The sequence below is a fragment of the Sphingomonas sp. SFZ2018-12 genome, from assembly GCF_022496715.1.
Taxonomy (GTDB): Bacteria; Pseudomonadota; Alphaproteobacteria; order Sphingomonadales; family Sphingomonadaceae; genus Sphingomonas.
On the sequence record NZ_WTFM01000002.1, the window covers coordinates 636,983 to 659,583 of the forward strand.

Annotated in this window: 24 protein-coding genes; 10 read left to right on the forward strand and 14 right to left on the reverse strand. The window is 69.0% G+C overall.

The genetic code is table 11. From position 1 onward, the window contains the following. Nucleotides 1-24: 24 nt before the first annotated feature. The 4 genes from msrA to pabB all read right to left on the reverse strand — a co-directional run bounded on the left by msrA (nt 25) and on the right by pabB (nt 4,077). Nucleotides 25-690 carry a peptide-methionine (S)-S-oxide reductase MsrA gene (gene msrA / locus GO308_RS12035; RefSeq protein ID WP_240885597.1) on the reverse strand — a complete coding sequence of 222 codons (666 nt, stop codon included), beginning with the start codon at nt 688-690 and terminating at the stop codon, nt 25-27. Nucleotides 691-738: 48 nt separating this feature from the next. Continuing rightward, complete coding sequence (locus tag GO308_RS12040; RefSeq protein WP_156437767.1) at nt 739-894, reverse strand: hypothetical protein; 156 nt, start codon at nt 892-894, stop codon at nt 739-741. Between the two features lie 140 nt (nt 895-1,034). After that, nucleotides 1,035-2,234 (reverse strand): pyridoxal phosphate-dependent aminotransferase, encoded by a 1,200-nt coding sequence (locus GO308_RS12045; protein ID WP_066480678.1) that lies wholly within the window; start codon nt 2,232-2,234, stop codon nt 1,035-1,037. A gap of 40 nt (nt 2,235-2,274) precedes the next feature. Then, complete coding sequence (pabB, locus tag GO308_RS12050; protein WP_240885822.1) at nt 2,275-4,077, reverse strand: aminodeoxychorismate synthase component I; 1,803 nt, start codon at nt 4,075-4,077, stop codon at nt 2,275-2,277. Nucleotides 4,078-4,159: 82 nt separating this feature from the next. On the opposite strand from pabB, the gene GO308_RS12055 reads away from it, so the two are divergent. Beyond that, nucleotides 4,160-4,840: an MBL fold metallo-hydrolase gene (locus tag GO308_RS12055; protein ID WP_066674406.1), complete on the forward strand. Its 681-nt coding sequence runs from the start codon at nt 4,160-4,162 to the stop codon at nt 4,838-4,840. 268 nt (nt 4,841-5,108) lie between these two features. Here GO308_RS12055 and GO308_RS12060 read toward each other — a convergent pair whose 3' ends face one another. Then, nucleotides 5,109-5,507 carry an MAPEG family protein gene (locus GO308_RS12060; protein ID WP_066549925.1) on the reverse strand — a complete coding sequence of 133 codons (399 nt, stop codon included), beginning with the start codon at nt 5,505-5,507 and terminating at the stop codon, nt 5,109-5,111. 215 nt (nt 5,508-5,722) lie between these two features. Between GO308_RS12060 and rpmF the strand changes: the two genes are divergently transcribed. The 5 genes from rpmF (at nt 5,723) to GO308_RS12085 (ending at nt 8,691) form a co-directional block, all read left to right on the forward strand. Beyond that, nucleotides 5,723-5,902 carry a 50S ribosomal protein L32 gene (gene rpmF, locus GO308_RS12065; protein WP_066480682.1) on the forward strand — a complete coding sequence of 60 codons (180 nt, stop codon included), beginning with the start codon at nt 5,723-5,725 and terminating at the stop codon, nt 5,900-5,902. A gap of 32 nt (nt 5,903-5,934) precedes the next feature. Further along, complete coding sequence (plsX, locus tag GO308_RS12070; protein ID WP_240885598.1) at nt 5,935-6,966, forward strand: phosphate acyltransferase PlsX; 1,032 nt, start codon at nt 5,935-5,937, stop codon at nt 6,964-6,966. Nucleotides 6,967-6,977: 11 nt separating this feature from the next. Then, entirely contained in the window at nt 6,978-7,946 is a 969-nt protein-coding gene (locus GO308_RS12075; protein ID WP_240885599.1) for a beta-ketoacyl-ACP synthase III, read from the forward strand. Between the two features lie 95 nt (nt 7,947-8,041). Then, the gene (locus tag GO308_RS12080; protein WP_066480686.1) at nt 8,042-8,341 is read left to right on the forward strand and encodes an integration host factor subunit alpha; all 300 of its coding nucleotides are present in this window, start codon (nt 8,042-8,044) and stop codon (nt 8,339-8,341) included. A 5-nt stretch (nt 8,342-8,346) separates the two neighbouring features. Further along, nucleotides 8,347-8,691 (forward strand): MerR family transcriptional regulator, encoded by a 345-nt coding sequence (locus GO308_RS12085; RefSeq protein WP_066480687.1) that lies wholly within the window; start codon nt 8,347-8,349, stop codon nt 8,689-8,691. On the opposite strand, the gene GO308_RS12090 is transcribed toward GO308_RS12085, so the two are convergent. From GO308_RS12090 to GO308_RS12110, 5 genes are all read right to left on the reverse strand, one after another. After that, entirely contained in the window at nt 8,682-9,221 is a 540-nt protein-coding gene (locus GO308_RS12090) for a histidine phosphatase family protein (protein ID WP_066674392.1), read from the reverse strand. The two genes, GO308_RS12085 and GO308_RS12090, sit on opposite strands and share 10 nt — an antisense overlap. Nucleotides 9,222-9,231: 10 nt before the next feature. Beyond that, a complete protein-coding gene (locus tag GO308_RS12095) occupies nt 9,232-11,928 on the reverse strand; it encodes an ATP-dependent DNA helicase (RefSeq protein WP_240885600.1) in 2,697 nt (898 codons plus the stop codon). A 116-nt stretch (nt 11,929-12,044) separates the two neighbouring features. After that, nucleotides 12,045-12,581: a hypothetical protein gene (locus tag GO308_RS12100; protein WP_156454269.1), complete on the reverse strand. Its 537-nt coding sequence runs from the start codon at nt 12,579-12,581 to the stop codon at nt 12,045-12,047. A gap of 34 nt (nt 12,582-12,615) precedes the next feature. Beyond that, complete coding sequence (locus GO308_RS12105; RefSeq protein WP_240885601.1) at nt 12,616-13,227, reverse strand: TPM domain-containing protein; 612 nt, start codon at nt 13,225-13,227, stop codon at nt 12,616-12,618. A gap of 24 nt (nt 13,228-13,251) precedes the next feature. Further along, a complete protein-coding gene (locus GO308_RS12110) occupies nt 13,252-13,569 on the reverse strand; it encodes an excalibur calcium-binding domain-containing protein (RefSeq protein WP_240885602.1) in 318 nt (105 codons plus the stop codon). A gap of 100 nt (nt 13,570-13,669) precedes the next feature. On the opposite strand from GO308_RS12110, the gene GO308_RS12115 reads away from it, so the two are divergent. Both GO308_RS12115 and GO308_RS12120 read left to right on the forward strand, forming a co-directional pair. After that, nucleotides 13,670-14,680, forward strand: a complete 1,011-nt coding sequence (locus tag GO308_RS12115; protein ID WP_240885603.1) for a hypothetical protein — start codon at nt 13,670-13,672, stop codon at nt 14,678-14,680. Nucleotides 14,681-14,892: 212 nt separating this feature from the next. After that, entirely contained in the window at nt 14,893-16,500 is a 1,608-nt protein-coding gene (locus GO308_RS12120; protein ID WP_240885604.1) for a lysine--tRNA ligase, read from the forward strand. Nucleotides 16,501-16,553: 53 nt separating this feature from the next. Here GO308_RS12120 and GO308_RS12125 read toward each other — a convergent pair whose 3' ends face one another. Beyond that, nucleotides 16,554-18,038 (reverse strand): DUF389 domain-containing protein, encoded by a 1,485-nt coding sequence (locus GO308_RS12125; RefSeq protein WP_240885605.1) that lies wholly within the window; start codon nt 18,036-18,038, stop codon nt 16,554-16,556. Between the two features lie 79 nt (nt 18,039-18,117). On the opposite strand from GO308_RS12125, the gene nhaA reads away from it, so the two are divergent. Further along, on the forward strand, nt 18,118-19,362 hold the full coding sequence (nhaA, locus tag GO308_RS12130; protein WP_240885606.1) for a Na+/H+ antiporter NhaA: 1,245 nt from the start codon (nt 18,118-18,120) through the stop codon (nt 19,360-19,362). A 4-nt stretch (nt 19,363-19,366) separates the two neighbouring features. Then, on the forward strand, nt 19,367-20,371 hold the full coding sequence (locus tag GO308_RS12135) for a histone deacetylase family protein (protein WP_240885607.1): 1,005 nt from the start codon (nt 19,367-19,369) through the stop codon (nt 20,369-20,371). Between the two features lie 40 nt (nt 20,372-20,411). Here the strand turns inward: GO308_RS12135 and GO308_RS12140 are convergent, their stop codons facing one another. Genes GO308_RS12140 through GO308_RS12150 form a run of 3 tightly spaced genes read right to left on the reverse strand, consistent with a single transcriptional unit; the run spans nt 20,412 to nt 22,490 of the window. Continuing rightward, on the reverse strand, nt 20,412-21,407 hold the full coding sequence (locus GO308_RS12140) for a carbon-nitrogen hydrolase family protein (protein ID WP_240885608.1): 996 nt from the start codon (nt 21,405-21,407) through the stop codon (nt 20,412-20,414). Between the two features lie 25 nt (nt 21,408-21,432). After that, on the reverse strand, nt 21,433-21,930 hold the full coding sequence (locus tag GO308_RS12145; protein ID WP_240885609.1) for a DUF427 domain-containing protein: 498 nt from the start codon (nt 21,928-21,930) through the stop codon (nt 21,433-21,435). After that, nucleotides 21,927-22,490, reverse strand: coding sequence for a phytanoyl-CoA dioxygenase family protein (locus GO308_RS12150; protein ID WP_240885610.1), 564 nt, complete (start codon nt 22,488-22,490; stop codon nt 21,927-21,929). Before GO308_RS12150 ends, GO308_RS12145 begins: the two co-directional genes overlap by 4 nt. Nucleotides 22,491-22,601 lie beyond the last annotated feature (111 nt).

The following is a 22,601-nucleotide window of genomic DNA, read 5'->3' on the forward strand; positions in this document are numbered from 1 at the left end:
ACCAGTGCCGTCAGCCGCCGATGCTCAGCTCTTCAGCAGCGTCGGGAATGCGGTGCGGAACGCCGCCACCTTGGGCTTGTCCCAGCGCACGATATAGCCGTGCCCGGGGTTCCGCCGTGCGAAATCCTGGTGATAGGCCTCGGCCTCGTAGAACGCGCCGTTCTCGACCTTGGTCACGATCGGGCTGGCATAGGCCTTGGTCTGGCCCAGCTGGGCGATATAGGCCACCGCTGCCGCCTTCTGGGCGGCGTTCTGCGGAAAGATCGCCGAACGATAGCTCGGGCCGCGGTCGGGGCCCTGACGGTTGAGCTGGGTGGGGTCGTGCGCCACCGAGAAGAAGACGCGCATCAGCGTGCCGTAGCTGACCTGGCGCGGGTCATAGGTGATGCGGATCGCCTCGGCATGGCCGGTGCGCTCGGTCGTCACCTGGTCATAGGTCGCGGTTTCGCGGGTGCCGCCGGCATAGCCGCTGACCACCGACTTCACGCCCTTCACTTCCTCGAACACCGCTTCCATGCCCCAGAAGCAGCCGCCGGCGAAGACCGCGGTCTGCAGCCCCGCGCTCGCGGGCACGTCGCGCGCGGCGGCCGGAATCACGACCGCACGTTCGGCATGCCCCGCGACCGGGGTCAGCAGCGCGAAGGCGCCGGCCAGTCCGATGATGGCGAGGGAGGGGAGAGTCCAGTTCATCGCGTGATCCTTGTCCATGACGACCGTTATAGTCGTGCACGGGTTCGATCAGCGAGTGGTTTCGGTTACAGCCGCCTGGGGCACGATCCTGCCGATGCCGTCGCGCCGCGCGTCGGCGGACTGGATCGCGATCAGGCCCATCGTGCCCAACACGAAGCCGCTGACAAAGGGGCGCGCGAAGCTGCCGCGTGGAAAAATCCGCATCACATCTGGTCCGAAACAATTTCTGTCGCCGCGATTCGGCGGGGGCGTCGCCGTCGACGCTGAGCGTCAGATGGGGAGCCGCTGCCGGATCGCAAGATCGTTCTGGCCGCGCATCGATGAACGACGGCTGGCCGTGCCGTTCAGCGCAAGTTTACACACGCCTGCGCAATCCGCGCCATGGCCTCGCGCAGCAGCGCTTCTGACGTCGCATAGCTGATTCGCATCGCGGGGGAGAGGCCGAACGCCGCGCCGTGCACCGCCGCCACCCGCGCCTCGTCGAGCAGATAGCCGATCATCGCCTCGTCGCTGTCGATCACCTGGCCCTTGGGCGTCGTCTTGCCGATCAGCGCGCTGAATTCGGGATAGACGTAGAAGGCGCCTTCGGGTGTCGGACACGTCATGCCGGGAATGGCGTTGAGCGCAGCGACGACCAGGTCGCGCCGCTGCTGGAACGCGGCGGCGCGGTCCTTCAGGAACGACTGGTCGCCGGTCAGCGCGGCGGTGGCGGCGGCCTGGGCGATCGAGCACGGATTGCTGGTCGATTGCGACTGAAGCTTGGCCATCGCCTTGATCAGCCACGCCGCCCCGCCCGCGAACCCGATCCGCCAGCCGGTCATCGCATAGGCCTTGGAACAGCCGTTGACGGTCAGCGTGCGCTCGTAGAGCGACGGGCACACCTGCGCGATCGTCGCGAACTCGAATCCGTCGTACAGGATGTGCTCGTACATATCATCGGCGAACACCCAGACATGCGGGTGGCGCTCGATCACCTCGCCCAGCGCCTTGAGCTCTGCCGCCGAATAGGCCGCACCCGTCGGGTTGGACGGCGAATTGAGGATCACCCACTTGGTCCGCGGCGTGATCGCGGCGTCGAGCTGTTCAGGGGTGATCTTGTACGCCTGGTCGGCCCCGGCTTCGATATAGACCGGCACGCCGCCGGCGAACTGGACGACGTCGGGATAGCTGACCCAATAGGGGGCGGGGATCACCACCTCGTCGCCCGCATCGATCGTCGCGACCATCGCGTTGAACAGCGTGTGCTTGCCGCCGACATTCGCCGTCACCTGGTCGATGCCATAGGTCAGCGCGTTGTCGCGCGCGAACTTGGCGACGATCGCCTGCTTCAATTCGGGCGTGCCGTCGACATTGGTATATTTGGTCTTGCCCGCGCGGATCGCCTCGATCGCGGCATCCTTGACGAAATCCGGGGTGTCGAAATCAGGCTCGCCCGCGCCCAGCCCGATCACGTCGATGCCCTGGCGCTTCAGCTCGAACACGCGCGCGGTCATCGCGAGCGTGGCGGAGGGCTGGATGCGGCCGAGCGCGGCGGAGGGCTTCATGGGGCGGGACCTTTGCGGGCTTGGGAAATCGTCGCGGGCCTTAGCCGCGTCCCTCGTCATCCGCAACCAGCCGCGCAGCAATCAGTCCGCGCAGCGCATTGCCGACGAACAATCCTTGCGCGCAATCGGCCGGGGTCAGGTCCGCCTCGACCGCGCGGCCCTCCGCGATCAGGTGCGCGCGCAGCACGCCCGGCAGCATGCCGGGGCGCAACCGCGGCGTCATCAGCATGCCGTCGGACCGCTCGACGAAGATCGAGGTGAAGCTGCCCTCGGTCAGCAGGCCAGCAGCGTCGGTGAACAGCGTGTCGAACGTCGTCGCCCCGGCCCGCGCCGCCGCCCAGTGGCGCCGGTCGCTCGTCTTGTGCGCCAGCCGGAAATCGTCGGCATCGACGGGCAACGGCCGGACGTCGACCGGCACCGGCAGCGCGAGCGTGGCGGGCATCGGCGCGACCTCGATCGCAACGGTGCCGCCGCGCGCGAGCAACAGCCGGACCCGCGCGGCCGCACGCAGCCGGAAGGTCGCGGCCTGCAGTTCGTTGCGCGCGCCATGCCGGTCGAAGCGAAAGCCGAGCGCGGCGGCGCTTGCGCGCATCCGCTCCAGATGGCGCTCGAGCAGCGGCATTCCCTCCAGCGGGTCGAAGGCGATCGTCTCGACCAGGTCGATCGGCCGCGCCCCCGTCGTCAGGAACGCGGCCTTGGTCAGGCATTCGGCCCATTCCTGCTCGGCGACCGAATCGGCGACCACCCCCGATCCCAGCCCGATGCGCGCCTGCAATGCGCCGGGCTTCAGATGCAGGGTGCGGATCGCGACGTTGAACTGCGCGCTGCCCTGCGGCGTCACCGTACCGATCGCGCCGGTATAGGCGCCGCGCGGCCCGCCCTCGACCTCGGCCAGGATTTCCATCGCGCGCAGCTTGGGCGCGCCGGTGATCGATCCGCACGGGAACAGCGCGCGCAGTATCGTCGATGGCGGGCATCGGTCGGGCAGCTCGGCGGCGACGGTCGACACCATCTGGTGCACGCTCGGATAGCTCTCGATCGCAAAGGCTTCGGGCACGGTCACGCTGCCCGGCCGGGCGATGCGCGACAGGTCGTTGCGCATCAGGTCGACGATCATCAGGTTTTCGGCCCGCTGCTTGGGGTCGTTGCGCAATGCCGCCGCGGCCTGGCGATCCTGCTCCGGCGTGTCGCCGCGCGCGGCGGTGCCCTTCATCGGACGCACCGCGATGCGGCGGTCGGCGGCGGCAAAGAACAGTTCGGGCGAGAAGCTGAGCAGCCAGTCCTCGCCCGTCCACACCACCCCGCCATAGCCGGCGGCGGCGCGCGCGCGGATCGCGGCGTACAGCGCCAGCGGGTGGCCCGCGACCGGCGCGCGCGCCGCAAAGGTCAGGTTGGCCTGATAGATGTCGCCGGCCAGGATCGCGTCGTGCACCGTGGCAAAGCGGGCGGCATAGCCCGCCGGATCGATCTCGGGCACCGCCGCGCCGACATAGGCGCCGTCGCCGGGCGGCAGCGCGGCGTGCAACGCATCGGCATCGATCGGCGTCACCGCGTCGAACACGCCGAACCAGCCGACCGGCAGCCGGTCGTCGCCGTCGGGGACAAGCATGCGGGCGTGGCGCGTCAGCCGGGGTTCGAGCGCAAAGCCGGCCTCATAGCCCAGGAACCCGGCGACATGCGCGCCCTGCGCCACCGCGGCGTCGATCGCGTCGAGCAGCGGCGCGACCGCGTCGAGCCGGTCGGCGCGCAGGATGCGGACGGGGTCGCGATAAAGCCGTGCCGGCGTGCCGGGGGTGCGGGCGTCGTCGACGAGGACGAAGGGCGGGGACGTGCCGGACATCATGGCCGCCCGGCCATGCAGCGCGCGCGCCGCCGGGGCAAGTGCGTGTTGCCGCCGCCCGTCGCCTTGCCTATCTCCGCTGGCCATGACCCAAGCCCCTTCCGCCGGCGAACCGCCGTTGCGCGCCGCGATCGTTCCGGTGACGCCGCTTCAGCAGAATGCGACGATCCTGTGGTGCACCGCCACGATGCGCGGCGCCTTCACCGATCCCGGCGGCGATCTCGACCGGCTGACCGGGGCGGCGGCGCAGCTGGGCGTGACGATCGAGAAGATTCTGATCACCCACGGCCATATCGACCATTGCGGCCAGGCGGGCGTCCTCGCCCGCCAGCTGGGCGTGCCGATCGAGGGGCCGCACGAGGCCGACCGGTTCTGGATCGCCCGGCTGGCCGATGACGGCCGCAACTATGGCGTGCGCGGCGAAGTGTTCGAGCCCGATCGCTGGCTCGAAAATGGCGACCAGGTCACGGTCGGCGATCTGGTGCTCGACGTCTATCACTGCCCCGGCCATACGCCGGGTCACGTCGTCTTTCACCACGCGCCGTCAAGATTCGCGGTGGTCGGCGATGTGCTGTTCCGCGGTTCGATCGGGCGCTGGGACTTTCCGATGGGCAATCACGACGACCTGATCGCCTCGATCACCGGGCGACTGTGGCCGCTCGGCGACGACACCCATTTCGTGCCGGGGCATGGCGAGACGAGCAGCTTCGGCCATGAACGCCGCACCAATCCGCTGGTCGGCGACCGTGCGCTCGCGGGGCGTTGAGGGGCGGAAGATCTTGAGAGAAGCGCTTCGGACCTCCATCCGGGGAGACTGCCCCGGAACGCGCATTGCATCGATGTGATTTTGAATCTTGTCGTCACCCCGGGCTTGACCCGGGGTCCCGCTTCTTCGCGCGCCGGATCAGGCAGCGGGAACCCGGCTCGAGGCCGGGGTGACGAGCGAGGAGTGGCTGGGCTTTCCGATAAGGCCCTGTCCCGGTCAGCCTCACCGGATCAGCGGAGGGTCAGAGCTCGCTAATCGATGCCGCCCCTCACCCGAAGCTCAGGAACGGGATCGCCAGCGCGGTCGCGGCCAGCAGGATGGTCGTGGTCAGCGTCACGATCGTGCCGATCTGGCGCCCCAGCATCCACCCGTCCATGCCGAAAGGATGGAGCACGCGCGCGCCGATATAGGCTGCCGCGGCCAGCCACAGCCACCCGCTCGTTCCCAGTGCCAGCTCGATCAGCGCGATCAGGATCACGATGATCGGGGTATATTCGATGAAGTTCGCCTGGGCGCGCATCCGGCACTGCATCGTCGCATTGCCGCCGTCGCCCATCGCGATCTTCTCGGCAAAGCGGACGCGGATGATCCGCGCGCCCAGCCAGACGTTGATCAGCGCCGCTGCGGCCGCGGTCGCCAGCGTGACGGGCAGGATGATGGTGTCCATGTATAGCGTTCCCCCGGATATTGGTGTCGCCTGGGCTGCCACGGCCGGGCGATACTTGCAACGTGGCGGAAATCGGCTATAGGCGCTCGCTCGCTTCGTGACCTGCCAGCCCGCCGGTCGGGCGGGTCGCGCGCTTGCGGCGCGGCTTGCCTGGAACCAGGGTGTGGCGTATCGCGACCCCGAACACCCAGATTGCAGATGGATAAGGTGCCGAAATGGCAGTTCCGAAGAGAAAGACCTCGCCCTCCCGCCGTGGCATGCGCCGCGCGCACGACTCGCTCTCGGTCGAGTCGTTCCAGGAATGCCCGAATTGCGGCGAGTTGAAGCGCCCGCACAATCTGTGCATGGCTTGCGGCCACTATAACGGCCGGGAAATCGTTTCGGTCGAGGGCTGAGGCCCGCGCACGGACAGGAGTACGTCGCCGTCATGGCCAGGGGCTCGAGGATCGCCGTCGATGCGATGGGCGGCGACAAGGGGCTTTCGACCATGCTGGCGGGTGTCGCCCGCGCACATCGCCATGATCCGGCGCTTGCCTTCACCCTGGTCGGCGACGAGGCGCAGGTCGCCGGCGGGCTTGCTGCCTATGCCGAACTGGCCGATGCGGTCCGCATCGTCCATGCCGCCGAAACCGTCGGTGCCGACGACAAGCCCAGCCAGGCGATCCGGCGCGCGCGTACCACGTCGATGGGGATCGCGATCGACCTGGTGAAGCGGGGCGAGGCGGATGCCGCCATCTCCTGCGGCAATACCGGCGCGCTGATGGCGATGGCGAAGCTGGCGCTGCGCACCATGCCCGGCATCGACCGCCCCGCGCTCGCCGCGCTGCTGCCCAGCCTGGGCGAAACCGACACGGTGATGCTCGATCTCGGCGCCAATGCCGAATGCGACGCCCGCAACCTCGTCCAGTTTGCGGTCATGGGCGCGGCCTATGCGCGCACCGCGCTCGACCTCGACAATCCGCGCGTCGCGCTGCTCAACATCGGGACCGAGGAACTGAAGGGCACCGATGCGGTGCGCGACGCCGCCGCCCAGCTGCGCGGCGCGAACCACCTGCCGCTGCACTTCGCCGGCTTTATCGAGGGCGACCGGATCTCGCGCGGCGAAGTCGACGTCGTGGTGTGCGACGGCTTTTCCGGCAATATCGCGCTCAAGACGGCGGAGGGAACGGCGCGCTTCGTCGCCGACCTGCTGCGCCGCGCGTTCCAGAGCTCCGTGCGGTCGAAGATCGGGTTCCTGATCTCGCGTCCGGCGACCGACCTGCTTCGCCATCATCTCGATCCCAACAACCACAATGGCGCGGTGTTTCTGGGGCTCAACGGCCTGGTCGTGAAGAGCCATGGCGGCGCCAACGAAGCCGGCGTCGCCCACGCCATCGCCGTCGCCGCCAAGATGGTGCGCGACGACCTCACGCGCCGGATCGCCGAAGATCTCGGAAATTTCGAAGCCAAGGCTGCCTGAAGGTTCCTGACATGACCATTCGTCGCGCCGTCGTTACCGGGACCGGCTCCGCCCTGCCGCGCACGCGGGTCAGCAATGCCGATCTGGCGGCGCGCGTCGATACCTCCGACGAATGGATCGTCGAGCGTACCGGCATCCGTTTCCGCCACATCGCCGAAGCCGACGAGACGACCTCGACGCTCGCGACCGCCGCTGCACGCACCGCGCTCGCCGCCGCCGGTCGCGTACCCGCCGACATCGACCTGATCGTGCTTGCGACCGCCACGCCCGACCAGACCTTTCCGGCCAGCGCCACGCTGGTGCAGGCCGCGCTGGGCATCGACGACTGCGTCGCCTTCGACGTGGCGGCGGTCTGCTCGGGCTTTCTCTACGCGCTCCAGGTGGCCGATTCGATGATCCGCGCCAGCGCGGCGACGCGCGCGCTGGTGATCGGATCGGAAACCTTCAGCCGCATCCTCGACTGGGAGGACCGCGCGACCTGCGTCCTGTTCGGCGACGGGGCGGGCGCGATCGTGCTCGAGGCCGACGAAGGCGACGGCACGCGCGGCGTGCTCGCAACCCGGCTGCACGCCGACGGGCGCCACAACCAGCTGCTCTATGTCGATGGCGGGCCGTCGACCACCGGCACCGTCGGCAAGCTGCGGATGAAGGGGCGCGAGGTGTTCCGCCATGCCGTCACCAATTTGGCGGCGGTGATGAGCGAGGCGCTCGACGCGGCGGGCATGGCGGCGGACCGGGTCGACTGGGTCGTGCCGCACCAGGCCAATGCCCGCATCCTCGATGCGACCGCGCGCAAGCTGGGCCTCGCCCCGGAAAAGGTGGTGGTCACCGTCGACCAGCACGCCAATACCTCGGCGGCGTCGGTGCCGCTGGCGCTCGACGCGGCGATTCGCGACGGGCGCATCCGGCCGGGTCACCTGATCGTGCTGGAGGCGATGGGCGGCGGCTTCACCTGGGGCGCCAGCGTCGTCCAACTCTAGCACATCGGCAATTAGCTCCGGAATGGTCCAATATTGCACCCGCGCCACAGTGTGTTACACCGCGCGGCTGAACAGGGGGGACGAAAGAACATCGAATGTCGACAGTTGGAACCTTGACCCGCGCCGACCTGGCGGAATCGCTCCATCGCCAGATGGGTTTGTCCCGCGCGGATTCGGCGCGCCTGGTCGAACAGGTCCTCGACCATATGTGCGACGCGCTCGCCCGCGGCGAGAATGTGAAGATTTCCGGCTTCGGCAGCTTCATCCTGCGCGACAAGGGCGAACGGATCGGCCGCAATCCCAAGACGGGGGTCGAGGTGCCGATCGCGCCGCGCCGCGTCCTTACCTTCCGCGCCAGCCAGATGATGCGCGACCGCATCGTGCGCGCCGACTGAACGGGGTGTCCGGCCGGTCGGACAGCACACCCGGCGCCTTCGTGACGATCAGCGATCTGGCGCGCGAGCTTGGTTTGCCGCAGCATCGGCTGCGCTATTGGGAAACCCGCTTTCCGCAGCTGCGGCCGATGCAGCGCGCCGGGCAGCGTCGCTATTACCGGCCCGCCGACGTCGCGCTGGTCCGCCGCATCCATCGCCTGCTGGGTCAGGAAGGTTATACGATCGCCGGGGTGCAGCGCCTGCTCGCGGGGGAGCGTGGGGGGGCCGCGACGGCCGCCGAGCCCGTGCCCGACGCGCTGCGCCGGATTCGCGCGCTGCTCGCCGACGCGCTGGGTGCCGATCAGGCCTGATCGGGGCCGAGCGCGGGGTCGAGGTCGCGCGGCCTGACGAAGTTTTCGAGCCGCCCGCCATTCATCTTCAGGTCCGCCCACGCGCCGTCGAACGCGATCACGGCCAGGCTGGCGGTCGGGAACTTGTCCTCGACGCGCGCGCGCAGCGCATCGTCGTCGCTGGCCGGCACCAGCATGAGCACCAGGTCCTCGAGCCCCGGATTGTGCCCGATCAGCAGCGCGCGCTCGACATCGGCGGGCAGCTCGCGCACCAGATCGAGCAGCGTCACCGCCGAGGCGAGGTAGATGCGCCGGTCGGGGACCGCGCCCAGCGTCGCGCCATAACCAGCCTCGAACCCCGCGATCGTTTCCTCGACCCGGCGGGCGGGGGAGGCGACGACATGGTCGAAGCCGAGCCCGAGCGCCCGGACGTGCCGCCCCATCGTCGTCGCCGCGCGCTCGCCCTTGGCATTCAGCGGCCGGTCGAAATCGCGGGCGACGGGGTCGTCCCAGCCGGACTTGGCGTGGCGAAGCAGGGTAAGCGTCTTCATGGAGTCCCCGTCAGGCGGTCTGCTCCGCGTCATGCCCGATCGCCGCGCGCGTGGAAAGGTGCCGCGCGCGTGCGACCGCCTCTTCCAGCGTCACCCGCCGGACCGGCGTACCCTCGGGAAAGGCACCCAGCAGCCGCGACGGCATCGCCGCCGACAACAGGATGAACGCGCCCGAATCGTCGGCGCGACGGATCAGCCGCCCGAACGCCTGCGCCAGCCGCGCGCGGACGATGCGGTCGTCATAGGCTGCCCCGCCGCCCGCCAGCCGCCGTGCCGCGTGCAGCACGCCGGGGCGCGGCCACGGCACGCCCTCCATCACCACCAGCCGCAGCGAGCGGCCCGGCACGTCCACCCCGTCGCGCAGCGCATCGGTGCCGATCAGGCTGGCGCGCGGATCGTCGCGGAAAATGTCCACCAGGGTCCCGGTGTCGATCGGGTCGACATGCTGGGCGTAGAGCGCCAGCCCCTCGCGCGCCAGCCGGTCGGCGATGCGGGCATGGACGCCGCGCAGCCGCCGGATCGCGGTGAACAGCCCCAGCACGCCGCCGCCCGACGCGACGATCAACCGGCCATAGGCATTGGCCAGCGCCGCCAGGTCGCCGCGCGCGACATCGGTCACGATCAGCACCTCGGCCTGGGTCGCATAGTCGAACGGGCTCGCCGCCTCGAAGCGCGCCGCCGGGCGGATCAGGTGGCCGGCCCCGCTCTGCGCCTCCGCAACCGCCCAGTCGCCGCCCGCGCGCAACGTCGCCGACGTCACCAGCACGCCATGCGCGGGCTCCAGCACGGTGCGCGCAAACGGCCGGCTGGGGTCCAGCCAGTGGCGGTGCAGTCCGACATCGACCTCGCGGCCCTCGATGCGGTCGATCGCCAGCCAGTCGACGAAGTCCGCGTCCGCCGGGCCGCCGATCCGCGCGATCAGCGCCAGCCAGGCCGCGACCATGTCGGCGCGCCAGCCGAGCGACGCGATCGCCCCCTCGATCCGCGCGCGCGCCGGCGCGTCCATCCAGTCGGGCGCATCCGCCAGCACCGCTTCCAGTCGCCGCCCGAGCGCGACCAGCGGGCGGAGCAGCGCATCCAGCGCATCCGCCGCCGGCCCCGCCGCCTCGACCAATGCCGCATCCGGCTCGGCCAGCTCGGTCTCCAGCCCATAGCCCGCGTCCGCCGCCCCGGTATCGCGCGCATAGACCAGCCCGCGCACCGCCCCCAGCAGCGCCTCGACCGGCCCGAACGGCGCGCCCTCGCTCAACCTTTGCAGCCAGCCCTCGCCGGGCAGCGCGCGGGCGGCATCGACCGCGTCGTTGATCGCCGCGCCCCCGGCCTCGTCATAGCTGGCGACATCCGACAATCGCGCCGCCAGCCCGCGCCTGCGCCCGCGCGACGTGCCCTCCGGCCCCATGATCCAGCGGCGCAGCTCGATCGTCTCGGCCCCGGTCAGCGCCACCGCGAACATCGCATCCGCCGCGTCGAACAGGTGATGCCCCTCGTCGAAGACATAGCGGGTCGGCCGCGTCCCCGTCTCGCGCCCGCGCGCGGCGTTGACCATGACGAGCGCATGGTTGGCGATGACGATGTCCGCCTGTGCGGATGCACGCGCGGCATGTTCGATGAAGCACTTCCGGTAATGCGGGCAGCCGGCATAGACGCACTCGCCGCGCCGGTCGGTCAGCGCGGTCGATCCGTTGCGGCGGAACAAGGTGGGCAGCCATCCGGGCAGGTCGCCGCCGACCATGTCGCCATCGGCGCTATAGGCGGCCCAGCGCGCGACCAGCTGCGCCAGCACCGCTGCCCGCCCCTGAAACCCGCCCTGCAGCGCATCCTCCAGGTTGAGCAGGCACAGATAATTCTCGCGCCCCTTTCGCGTCACGATCCGCCGCCGCCGCGCCGCCGGATCGGCGATCAGCCGCGCGCCCTCATGGTTCAGCTGGCGTTGCAGCGCCTTGGTGAATGTCGACACCCATACCGCGCCGCCCGCCTGCTCCGCCCACAGCCCGGCGGGGGCGAGGTAGCCCAGCGTCTTGCCGATCCCCGTTCCGGCTTCGGCCAGCACCAGATTGGGCGCGTCGCGCATCGCGCGCGGCTGGAACGCGGCGGCCGCCGCGCTCGCATAGGCGCGCTGGCCCGGCCGCTGCTCCGCCCCGTCGCCGGTCAGCCGCGCCAGCCGTGCGGCCACATCGGCGTCGTCCAGCGTCACGGTGCGCGGGGCGGGGCGGGGGGCTGATTCGTCCCATTCGGGCAGTTTGGAAAACAGCCAGCGTTCGGCCTTGTCCGGCCGCGCCAGCCGCTGCGTCACCAGCGCCGCCCAGGGCCAGCGCAGCCGCGCCAGGCTCTGCGCGGCGGTCCACGCGCCCTCGCGCTCTGGCCAGTCGCCCTCGCACGTCGCCAGCAGCCGCGCGGTCGCCGCGCGCAGCAACGCCGGCACGCCCGCATCGTCCGCCGGCTCGTCCAGCCCGATCGTCCGCGCCAGCCCGCGCGGCGTCGGCACCATGAAGCGCGCCGGGTGCAGGAACGCGAACAGCTCCAGCACGTCCAACCCCGACAGCTCGCCATAGCCCAGCCGCTGCGCGACCAGCGGCGCGTTCAGCAGGATGACCGGCGTGTCCGCCGCAATCCGGATCGCCTCCCCCCGCCCGATCGCCCGCGTGCCATCGCCATCGGCGATCCAGACGCCGCCATGGCTGGCGTGCAGGGAAGGGTGGGGGAGCATGCGCGCGGGTATCGCCGCTGCGGAACGAAATGGCAACGGGGTGGTAACTGGCGATTTTGGAATGCTGTTCCGCGCACTGCCGTTCGGCCTGAGCTGTCGAAGGCCAGCTCTTTCCGCTACCCGCTGCTTGAAGAATTCAGCGGGCTGACGATAATACCGTCGAAATAGTCGGCGTCGCTTAACAACTCGGGTCGTTCAACAACTTCGATCAACTTTGGATCTGGAGATGTCGGTACGCTGTCCTCATGCCGCAAGCAGAGAAATACTTGGCCGTCGTATCCAAACGTTGCTGCACGGCAGGTCGCCATGGATCGAATGATGTGCGCGCCTCTTCCCGAAAACGGGTCGCTAGATTGGCGAACAAGATCGAGCAGTTCATCGTTCGAGCGAAGCTGAACAATATGCGGCTGAGCAACCCCCTCGGTGCAGATGCTCCAAGCCTTGCCATTCGGATCGCGCCAATCGATGGCGACGTGGAATGTATCGCCTCCTGCTCGGAGGGAGCGGCAAACCAAGTCGGAGATCATCGAGACGCATTTCCCCACTTGGAGGTCGTTATCTCCAGCGATCTCAATCAGCGGGAAAATGCCGTATGCTTTCATATAAGTTTGATTGATGCAGGTGGCACTTCTTTGCAACGGCGCCTTCGCCAAAAATGTCGATCGAATGGCTTTTCCGATATTCGATTTACGGCCGAGTTCTCGTCGTTTTCATCAGCGTCTGGATCAATACGCTGACCCCCGCCTCAATCCCGCGTTGCAGTTGGCCGGCACGAAAGTGTGGCAGCATCTGCGCGTCGATGATCGCCTTGCAAAGCGCATCTGGCAGCGCTTTCTCCAGACCGCGTGCGACCGCAATCCGAACCTGTCGTTCATTCGGTGCGATCAGGACGACCACGCCGTCGTCATGGTTCCTGCGGCCGATGCCCCACGCATTGCCCAGGTCGCGCGTAAAGTCGGCGACATCCTGTCCAGCAAGCGACGTGACGGTCACGACCACCATCTGATGACCCGTCGCCTGTTCGAGTGCGGCCAGTTGGCCGGTGAGCGCTGCCTCTGTGCCTGGATCGATGATGTCGGCGGCATCCGTCACGCGGCCCGCCAAGGGGATTCGCGCCTTGACCACCGATGTGGGCGGGTCAGCCTGCGCCTTGGACGACTGACCTTGCTCCTGCTCATTCGAGCAGGCAGCGACAAACGCAATCAGCAGCAGCGCGTATCGCTTCATCCACACAAGTTGCCGCCGTTTGCCGGCTTCAGCAATCCGATCGATCCTGAATGAACAAAGTTGCAGCGCCACCAGTTCGGGCGAGCTTGCTTCCGCTCAGCGCCGCCGTCCGCGCCGCCTGCTATAGCCGCCGCCACCACTGTCACCGCGATGGGGTTCGCACGCCACCCCATCGCCGTCGCCGTCCATCTCCTCGCGATAGCCGGGCGTGCCGCGATAGAGCGGGGCGGAACCCGCCGCGCGGACCGAATTGCAGCCGGCATAATAGACCGACTGTTCGATGGCGGCCGACGCGTCCGCCGTTGATGCGGTGACGGCAGCGCTGGGGTCGCTGAATTGGCCCATGCCGAACCACACCCCGCCAAAGGTGAGCGTGGACAGGATCGCGGTCAGGGCGACGAACTTCGCGCTCATTCTCGCAACATGCGGCGATGGTGCTTAAGGAAGGATTGCGGGCGCGGTGTCGCTCGCGCGGCCTGCCGTTCGGGCGAGCCTGCCAATCAGGGGAGTTGACTTGATCCACCTTGCTCTCATGCTCACGCTCGCCTGGTTCGCACCGCCGCCCACCGAGCCGCCGCCGCCGCGCGACGTGCGCGCCATCATCCGCGATGCGCGCCTCCTCATCGCGCGGCACGGCGACGCGGTGTGGCCCGGCCTGTCGCGCGCGCCGCAACGTATCCTGCTGGTCGAGGCAGCGCGCGAGACGCTGTTCTGTGCGGCGCCCACACCGGGTTTCATCGCGATCGGCGACGATGCCGTCAGCGGCTGTGCGATGCAGGTCCGTCCGCGCCGCTATGATGTCGATAGCGAGGCCACGCTGGACGAGGACGGCGTGCCGCTGGTCGTCATCGGCCTGCCCAGGGCCACGGGCCGCACCGGCACCGACTGGCTGCTCACCCTGCTGCACGAGCAGTTCCACCAGTATCAGCAGGTTCTGCCGGGCTTTGCCGCCGCGCGCGACCGCGCCGACGCACGGCTGCGCGGCACGGCGTCCGATGCGGCGTGGATGCTCGATCATCCCTTTCCCTACGCCGATCCGGCGGTGGCGGCGGGCATTGCCCGGCTGAACGATCTGGCCGGGGAATTTCTGTCCGCGACCACGCCCGATGCCGCGCGCGCGGCCGCCACGGCCTATGTCGCTGCAAGGGGCGAGGTGACTGGCCGCCTCGACGCCCGCGACCGCTGCTATCTCGAATTCCAGCTGGGGCAGGAGGGGGTGGCGCGCTGGACCGAGCTTCAGTTCGCGCGGGTCGCGGGTGCGCAATCATCCAAGCTGCGCCGCGCCGCGCGCGACCGTCGCCTTTGGCTCAGCGTCAGCCTGAAATCGGCGCGCGCGCAGGGGCTGGGCATCTGGAAACGCGGTGCCTTCTACGCGCTCGGCGCGGCGGAGGCGGAGATGCTCGATCGCTTCGCGCCCGACTGGCGGCAGGCCTACGTCGTCGAACCCTTTGCGCTCGGCCCGCTGCTCGCGCGCACCTTTGACGATGCGCCCACACGCGGCATTTCGCCGCAATCCGCCTGCTGACGGGACCGGCTGTCCTGCATCGGTGCGACGTGCCAGCGTCGCGTCATGCGCACCGCCAAACGCTCGCCCCGCCGCCTTTCCGCACGGCCCGCGGCGCGGGGGGTGCAAAAGCTGTCACAGCCCGCAACTTCCGCAACTTCGCTTGCCCCGGCGCATCCGCCCGCACACCCGGATTTGCGATTCGCGCCGCTTCGCGCCAAGGGCATCGCACCATGACCAAGATTGATTCCGCACTCCGCGCCGCCGCGCTCGATTCCAAGGCCTGGCCCTTTGAGGAGGCGCGCAAGCTTTTGAAGCGCTACCCCGACGGCAAGCCGGCCAAGGATGGACGGGTCGACGCGGTGCTGTTCGAAACCGGCTACGGCCCCTCGGGGCTGCCGCATATCGGCACCTTCAACGAAGTGCTGCGCACAACGATGGTGCGGCGGGCATTTGAAACCCTGTCGGATCAGCCCACCCGGCTGATCGCCTTTTCCGACGATATGGACGGCCTGCGCAAGGTGCCCGACAATGTCCCCAACCCCGAAATGCTGCAGCAATATCTGGGACATCCGCTGACACGGGTGCCCGACCCGTTCGGCCGGTTCGAAAGTTTTGCTGCGCACAATAATGCCATGCTGCGCGAATTTCTCGACCGCTTCGGCTTCGACTATGTCTTCGCGTCTTCGACCGATTACTACACGTCCGGCCGCTTCGACGACGCGCTGCGCGCGGTGCTGCGCCACTATCAGGCGATCATGGACGTGATGCTGCCGACGCTGCGCGCCGAGCGCCGGGCGACCTATTCGCCCGTCCTGCCGATCAGCCCGAAGTCGGGCGTGGTGCTCCAGGTCCCGGTCGAGGTCGTCGACGCCGATGCGGGGATCGTGCGCTTCACCGACGACGGCGACGTGATCGAGCAGTCGATCCTGTCGGGCGGGGCCAAGCTGCAGTGGAAGGTCGACTGGGCGATGCGCTGGGTGGCGCTCGGCGTCGATTACGAAATGGCGGGCAAGGACCTGATCGATTCGGTCATTCAGTCGGGCAAGATCGCCCGCGTGCTCGGCGGCCGCCCGCCCGAGGGCTTCAATTACGAGATGTTCCTGGACGAGAAGGGCGAGAAGATCTCGAAGTCCAAGGGCAACGGGCTCAGCCTCGACCAATGGCTGACCTATGGCACCGACGAGAGCCTGGCCTTCTACATCTATCGCGAGCCGAAAAAGGCGAAGGCGCTGCACATGGGCGTCATCCCGCGTGCGGTCGACGACTATTGGCAGTTCGCGGGCAACTATGCCGACCAGCCGGTCGAACAACGGCTCGGCAATCCGGTCCACCACATCCACAACGGCCCGCCGCCGGTCGCCGGACTGCCGGTGACGTTCGGCCTGCTGCTCAACCTGGTCGGGGTGATGGGTGCGGCGGCGACGCGTGCGCAGGTGTGGGGTTATCTCGGCAACTATGTCGCCGATGCGACGCCGGAGAGCCATCCCGCGCTCGACGCGCTGATCGACCGGGCGCTTGCCTATAACCGCGATGTCGTCGCCCCCACCCTGGTCCGCCGCGCGCCCGAAGGAGTCGAGATCGAGGCGCTGCGCCGTCTCGACGCGGTGCTCGCCGCGCTGCCCGCCGGTGCCGATGCCGAAGCGATCCAGAACGAGGTGTACGAGATCGGCAAGACCGCCGGGTTCGACAATCTCCGCGACTGGTTCCGCGCGCTCTATGAAACGCTGCTCGGCAGTGCGCAGGGCCCGCGCATGGGCAGCTTCATCGCGCTCTACGGCATCGAGAACAGCCGCAGGCTGATCGCCGACGCGCTGGCGAAAGCGGGCGCGGACGGCTGAACCCTGTTCGTCGCCCCGGGCTCGACCCGGGTGACGGATTTATCAGGACCGGCTCACTCCACCGGCAGCGCCCAGGCGAGCCGCACCTCGCCGCCCGCCGGCTCGACCGTCGCGGCGACCCCCGCTGCGGTCAGCCGCTCGGCGACCAGCCCGGCGGGCTCGGCGGGGCCAGTGACGGTGACGGGCAGCTTCAGCCGCTGCCCCGCCCAGATCGCGGTGGCGATCGCATCTGCACCCGCCGTATCGGGTTCGTCGCCGTCAAAGCCGACGGGCCCCAGCGCGACCATCGGCGGCACAAGCTCGACCGACCAGCCGCTGGCGCCGCTGCCGACGCGCGCCTCCAGCGTGCGATAGGCCGCCATCGTCGCGCCGGGCAACGGGGTCGCGTTGACGAGGATGCGGTGATTGGCCGGATCGACCAGGATCTGGTCGCTCGCCACGCCGGCGGCGACCGCCAGCTGGGCAACGATGCGCTGGGTGACGCGGTCCCCCGCGGCCCCGGCCGGCCCGCCGCGCGCCGCCGCGATCTGCGCGGCCTCCGCCTGCGCGCTGGTGCCGACGCGATATTGTTCCAGGCTGACGCGCACCGGCCGGTCGAGCAGGTCGGTCAGCCGGGCCGCCGCCGCGCGCTCGGCCTGCGGCTCGATCTTGGGGGTCAGCACCACGGCGGCGACGCTGATCGGATCGCGGGCATAGTTGATCTCGATCTGGCTCAGCCGCGCGTCGCCGGCGAATTGCGCCGCAACAACCTCGCGCGCGGTCCGTGACGACGCGGTCTCCCAAGCGATCTGGCGCAGCGACAGCCCGAGCGGGATCGCCAGCGCGACGAAGCTGCCGATGACCAGCACCGTCTGCAACAGGGTGTGCTGCGGCGTCAGGTGCGAGCCGAAGCCATAGAGCCGCGCCATCACCGCGGCGGCGAGCGCGATCGTCATCAGGTTGGTGAGGAACAGCAGCAACGCGCCGCCGAACACCGTCCAGTTGGTCGTCGCCAGGCCGAAGCCGACGACCGCGAGCGGCGGCATCAACGCGGTGGCGATCGCCACGCCCACCACCGTGCCCTCGCGTCCGCGCACCATCGCATAGGCGCCGGCGAGCGCGGAAAACAGCGCGACCATCAGATCGAACAGGTTGGGCCTGGTCCTCGCCGCGATCTCGTCGGTCACGTTCTGGAGCGGCGAGATGAGGACGAGCGCGGCGGTGAACAGGATCGCGAGCACCGTGCCGAGCGCCAGCGCACTCGCCGAAGTCCGGATCTCGTCCGAATCGAAGGTGGCCAGGCCGAAGCCCAGCCCGATGATCGGCCCCATCAGCGGCGAGATCAGCATCGCGCCGATCACCACCGCCGGCGACGACAGCAGCAGCCCGAGCACCGCGATGCCCGCCGACATCAGCACCATGAAGGCGTATCGGCCGCTCCACCCCGCATCGTCGCGCACCCGGTCCATGACGCGGTTGTGGTCGACGCTGGTCACGACATGGTCGAGCCACCAACGGAACATCGGGTTGAGCCGGGCGACCATGTGGGGCAACTCCATCTTGCGCTCGGTAAGGGGTTTTCTCGACCGGGGCCAGCATCTACGAGGGTCGGACAAGGCAATGGACGGGGGAAGCGGGATGACGGCACGCCGGGGCGGCAATTCGGCATTGCGTCAGTTCCTGAAAAGCGAGGCGGCCGGCGGGATCATCCTGATCGCGGCGGCGGCGCTGGCGATGGTGATCGCCAATCTGGACGCGATGTCGGAAGCGTATTTCCACCTGCTCCACCTGGAAACCGGGCCGGTGATCAGTCCGAAATACGGGCCGATGACCATCCACCTGTGGGTCAACGACGCGCTGATGGCGGTGTTCTTCCTGCTCGTCGGGCTCGAGATCAAGCGCGAGTTCGTCGACGGGCGGCTCGCCACCTGGGAGCGCCGCCGCCTGCCCTTCATCGCGGCGGCCGCCGGCATGGTCGTGCCCGCGCTGGTCTATCTGGCGGTGACCCGCGGCGACGCGGCGCTGGCGCAGGGCTGGGCGATCCCGGCGGCGACCGACATCGCGTTCGCCATCGGCGTGCTCGCGATCCTGGGCAAGCGCGCCCCCGCGTCGCTCAAGCTGTTCCTGACCACGGTCGCGATCGTCGACGACATGGGCGCGGTGCTGATCATCGCGCTTGCCTATACGGCGGGGTTGAAGTCGCTGGCGCTGCTCGGCGCGGCGGTGGTGATGGCGGTGATGTACGCGCTCAACAAGTCGAACGTGCTGCGGCTCTGGCCCTATCTGCTGCTCGGCTTGGTCCTGTGGTACTTCGTCTTCCTGTCAGGCGTCCACGCGACGATCGCGGGCGTGCTGACCGCGATGATGATCCCGATCGTCAAGACGCCCGGCACGCCCGACGCGCATGAGTCGCCGCTCCACCGGCTGGAGCATGCGCTGCACGGCTGGGTCGCCTATCTGGTCGTCCCCGTGTTCGGCTTTGCCAATGCCGGGGTCTCGCTTTCCGGACTGAGCCCCGCGATCATCTTCGAACCGCTGCCGCTCGCGGTGCTGCTCGGCCTGTTCCTGGGCAAGCAGTTCGGGATTTTCGCGGCGATCTGGGGCGCGGTGAAGCTGGGCATCGCCGAACGTCCGGGCGGGGCCAGCTGGACCCAGATTTATGGCGTCGCGATGCTGGCCGGCATCGGTTTCACGATGAGCCTGTTCATCGGCGGCCTCGCCTTTCCCGGCAACGAACTGCTGATCGACGAGGTCAAGATCGGCGTGCTGCTCGGGTCGATCCTGTCGGCGGTCGCGGGCTACCTGATCCTGCGCGGCGCGGACACCGCGGCCGAGCGCGCAGCCAAGCAGGAAGCAGCATTGCGCGAAGTGGCGGGGCTCTGATCGCATGCGCGCCTTCTTTGATCCCGCCCAGCTTGCCCACGCGCCCGTGCAGGAACTGCACAATGGCGGCTGGACGCCCTATGCCGAGGTTCCCGCGCGTGCCCGCGCCATCCTGGATGCAATCGGCGGGGCGGCACCGCCGGTCGATCATGGCGACGACGCGATCCGCGCGGTGCATGGCGGCGACTATCTGGATTTCCTGCAGGGTGCGGCGGCCGAGTGGGCGGCGGCGGGGCGCGGCGGCGATGTGATCGGCTATGTCTGGCCGGTGGTCGGCCGGCGGTCGCTGAAGCTCAGCCGCATCGACGCGCGGATCGGCCAGTTCAGCTTCGATGCGTCGACCCCGATCATGGCGGCGACCTATGCCGCCAGCTATGGCGCGACCCAGTCGGCCTTGTCGGCGCTCGACGCGGTGCTGGCGGGCGAGCGCACGGCCTTTGCCCTGTCGCGTCCGCCCGGCCACCATGCGGGTGCGGACTATTGCGGCGGCTATTGCTACCTCAACCATGCCGCCGTCGCGGCCCAGGCGGCGCGCGATGCCGGCGTGGCGCGGGTGGCGATCCTCGACATCGACTATCACCACGGCAATGGCACCCAGGACATCTTCTGGGAACGCGGCGATGTGTTCTACGCCAGCGTCCATGCCGATCCGGCGACCGACTATCCCTTCTACTGGGGGCACGGCGACGAGGTCGGCGCGGGCGCGGGCGAGGGCGCGACGCTCAACCTGCCGCTGCCGCAGGGCACCGGGATCGACGCCTTCCGCGCGGCGCAGGCGACCGCGCTCGATGCGATCGCCCGTTTCGCGCCAGGGCTGCTCGTGGTCAGCTTCGGCGCGGATACGTTCGTCGGCGATCCGATCAGCCATTTCCGGCTGGCCACCGCCGACTATGCCCCGATTGCACGCGACATCGCCGCGTGCGGGTGGCCGACGGTGATCGTGATGGAGGGCGGCTATGCCGTCGACGCGCTGGGCGCGAACGTCGCGAGCTTCCTGAGCGGGTTCTAGACTCGTTTTCAGCCCCGCTGAAACACCCCCGACCGCGCGGCTATCCGTCGGTTGCGCGGACCGGCGGGCGGGCGCGGGTGTCGACGCGCAGCTCGAAGATGTCGGGTCGCGCATAATGGCCGGCAACGTCGAGGTCGTACTTGCCGCGCGCGATGTCGCCCGGGTCGATATCGGCGACCAGTACCGCCTCCGCGCCATAGACCGGGCCGGCCAGGACCTCCCCCAACGGCGAGACGATCATGCTGCCGCCGCGGATGAGCACGGTTGCGGGGTCGTTGCCCTGGATGCAGTCATAGTCGGCGGGGGCATCGGCGCGGGTCATGAACTGGCAGGCGCTGAGCACGAAACAGCGGCCTTCATAGGCGATGTGGCGCATCGACACGGGCCACATGTCGCGATCGTCGACGGTCGGCGCACAATAGAACTGAACGCCCGCGGCGTGATAATATTGGCGGAGCGCGGGCATATAGTTTTCCCAGCAGATCGCGGCCGCGACGCGACCCACCGGCGTGTCGACCACCGGCAGCGTCGACCCGTCGCCCTGACCCCAGATCAGCCGCTCGCTGGCGGTCGGCATCAGCTTGCGGTGGCGGGCGATCAGCGTGCCGTCGGGGCCGAAGGTGAGCGCGGTGCAATAGAGCGTGCCGTCATCGCGTTCGATGACGCCGGTAACGAGCGTCAGCCCGGCGGCGGCCACCATTTCACCAATCCGTGCGGTTTCGGGTCCGGGTACGGTGATGGCGGCGGCATGATAGCGCGCGAAATCATCGCGGCCCGCCGGGGTGCGCGACCCGACCCGCGCACCGAAATCGAGCCCCTTGGGATACCCGCCGACATAGGCTTCCGGGAAGACGGCAAGCTCGACCCCCGCATCCTTCAGCGCAGCGACATGCCGCGCCATGCGGTCGAGCGTGGCGGGGGTGTCGAACAGGGTACTGCCTGCCTGGACGACGGCGATGCGGTGCGTGGGGATTGCTCGTCTCCTACGGTCATGGTGTGTGGCTCGCGTCGCATAGCAGCCCGCCGCGCGCGACATCAGGGGAATTCACGGTGCCGCCCGTTCACCAGAAGCGGCTGCCCGGCACGCCCTTGAACGGGCCGGCGAGGTTGCGGGTGATCCAGCCACCATAAAAACCGCCGGGCTGGGGGGTCACCTGCTCCCCGTCGATCGTCACCGCGTCGAGCGGCGCGGCGTAGAAGGCGAGGTGATCGCGCAATGCCGCGAAGCCGCGCGTCGGATCGGGATAGCTCCATGCCACGCCGGCGACTGTTTCGTCGGGCAACACCAGGTCGAAATAGCGCGCCCAGCCCTTCCACTCGCAGAAACTCGACCCTGCCGCGGTGCGCAGCAGGCCCGGCGCAACGCTGTCGGGCGGCAGGTAATAGGTCGGCGGGTGGCTGGTCTCAAGCGTGCGCAGCGCCGCGCGGGTATCGGCGACGGTCACGCCGCGATGTTGGATGACCACATGCCCGCGCGCCGGCGCAACGATTGGCGGGCGGGGATAATCCCATACGCTTTCCTGGCCCGGGCCGACGGGGTCGGGGGTCGGGCGGTTCATGTGGCGGCACGACCATGTTCGGTGCCGGACATGCCCCATTGCAGCGGCGCGGGCAGCCGATCGGTCGAATAGTCGAGTTGGAGCACTCGCCGCCGCGCGCCCTGTGCGGGATGCGACGCATGCAGAATGGGCGTCGCATAGACCCAGATATCGCCAGGTTCGGCGAGGCAGGCGTGCGCGCCGCATCGCGCAACGACCCCGTCTATGTCGCGCTCGGCAATCCGACCCATCCGATGTGAGCCCGGTGCGATCAGCAGCGGCGCGTTGTCGACCGGGACAGGATCGAGGTGGAGACGCAGCGTGATCATCCGTTCGATCAGTGCGAAGGGCGGTTCGACATGGACTAGTCCCTGCTTGACGGTCCAGGGCGCGAAGCCGGATTTGTCATGCCGGGACTGAACCCAGATCGTCCGGTCCTGATGCCATCCGAGCGCCCAGTTCTGCCGCGCGGTTTTGTCGAACAGGATCGCGCGAACCGGTCTGGCCCCGCGGCCGAGATAGGCTTTCGCGATCCCGTCAGCGACGCCGCCCGGCTGGATCAAGGTCGCGAGCAGCGGCACCTTTGCGATCCGAGTGCCCGCGCAGTCCTGCGGAAGCTGGCTGGCAAGGTGCGCGAGGTGATCAAGAATCGAAAGGGCGGCGCGAGAATGTCGCACCGCCCCATCGCGATC

What these genes read in the sequence shown, in the direction of transcription:
- GO308_RS12090 (WP_066674392.1), bottom strand. Translation starts at nt 9,221, where the DNA reads ATGAAGACGCTTACCCTGCTTCGCCACGCCAAGTCCGGCTGGGACGAC.
- pabB (WP_240885822.1), bottom strand. Translation starts at nt 4,077, where the DNA reads ATGATGTCCGGCACGTCCCCGCCCTTCGTCCTCGTCGACGACGCCCGC.
- GO308_RS12075 (WP_240885599.1), top strand. Translation starts at nt 6,978, where the DNA reads ATGACCATTCGTCGCGCCGTCGTTACCGGGACCGGCTCCGCCCTGCCG.
- rpmF (WP_066480682.1), top strand. Translation starts at nt 5,723, where the DNA reads ATGGCAGTTCCGAAGAGAAAGACCTCGCCCTCCCGCCGTGGCATGCGC.
- GO308_RS12135 (WP_240885607.1), top strand. Translation starts at nt 19,367, where the DNA reads ATGCGCGCCTTCTTTGATCCCGCCCAGCTTGCCCACGCGCCCGTGCAG.
- GO308_RS12125 (WP_240885605.1), bottom strand. Translation starts at nt 18,038, where the DNA reads ATGGAGTTGCCCCACATGGTCGCCCGGCTCAACCCGATGTTCCGTTGG.
- GO308_RS12045 (WP_066480678.1), bottom strand. Translation starts at nt 2,234, where the DNA reads ATGAAGCCCTCCGCCGCGCTCGGCCGCATCCAGCCCTCCGCCACGCTC.
- plsX (WP_240885598.1), top strand. Translation starts at nt 5,935, where the DNA reads ATGGCCAGGGGCTCGAGGATCGCCGTCGATGCGATGGGCGGCGACAAG.
- GO308_RS12055 (WP_066674406.1), top strand. Translation starts at nt 4,160, where the DNA reads ATGACCCAAGCCCCTTCCGCCGGCGAACCGCCGTTGCGCGCCGCGATC.
- GO308_RS12145 (WP_240885609.1), bottom strand. Translation starts at nt 21,930, where the DNA reads ATGAACCGCCCGACCCCCGACCCCGTCGGCCCGGGCCAGGAAAGCGTA.
- GO308_RS12060 (WP_066549925.1), bottom strand. Translation starts at nt 5,507, where the DNA reads ATGGACACCATCATCCTGCCCGTCACGCTGGCGACCGCGGCCGCAGCG.
- nhaA (WP_240885606.1), top strand. Translation starts at nt 18,118, where the DNA reads ATGACGGCACGCCGGGGCGGCAATTCGGCATTGCGTCAGTTCCTGAAA.
- GO308_RS12120 (WP_240885604.1), top strand. Translation starts at nt 14,893, where the DNA reads ATGACCAAGATTGATTCCGCACTCCGCGCCGCCGCGCTCGATTCCAAG.
- msrA (WP_240885597.1), bottom strand. Translation starts at nt 690, where the DNA reads ATGAACTGGACTCTCCCCTCCCTCGCCATCATCGGACTGGCCGGCGCC.
- GO308_RS12095 (WP_240885600.1), bottom strand. Translation starts at nt 11,928, where the DNA reads ATGCTCCCCCACCCTTCCCTGCACGCCAGCCATGGCGGCGTCTGGATC.
- GO308_RS12140 (WP_240885608.1), bottom strand. Translation starts at nt 21,407, where the DNA reads ATGTCGCGCGCGGCGGGCTGCTATGCGACGCGAGCCACACACCATGAC.
- GO308_RS12080 (WP_066480686.1), top strand. Translation starts at nt 8,042, where the DNA reads ATGTCGACAGTTGGAACCTTGACCCGCGCCGACCTGGCGGAATCGCTC.
- GO308_RS12110 (WP_240885602.1), bottom strand. Translation starts at nt 13,569, where the DNA reads ATGAGCGCGAAGTTCGTCGCCCTGACCGCGATCCTGTCCACGCTCACC.
- GO308_RS12040 (WP_156437767.1), bottom strand. Translation starts at nt 894, where the DNA reads ATGCGGATTTTTCCACGCGGCAGCTTCGCGCGCCCCTTTGTCAGCGGC.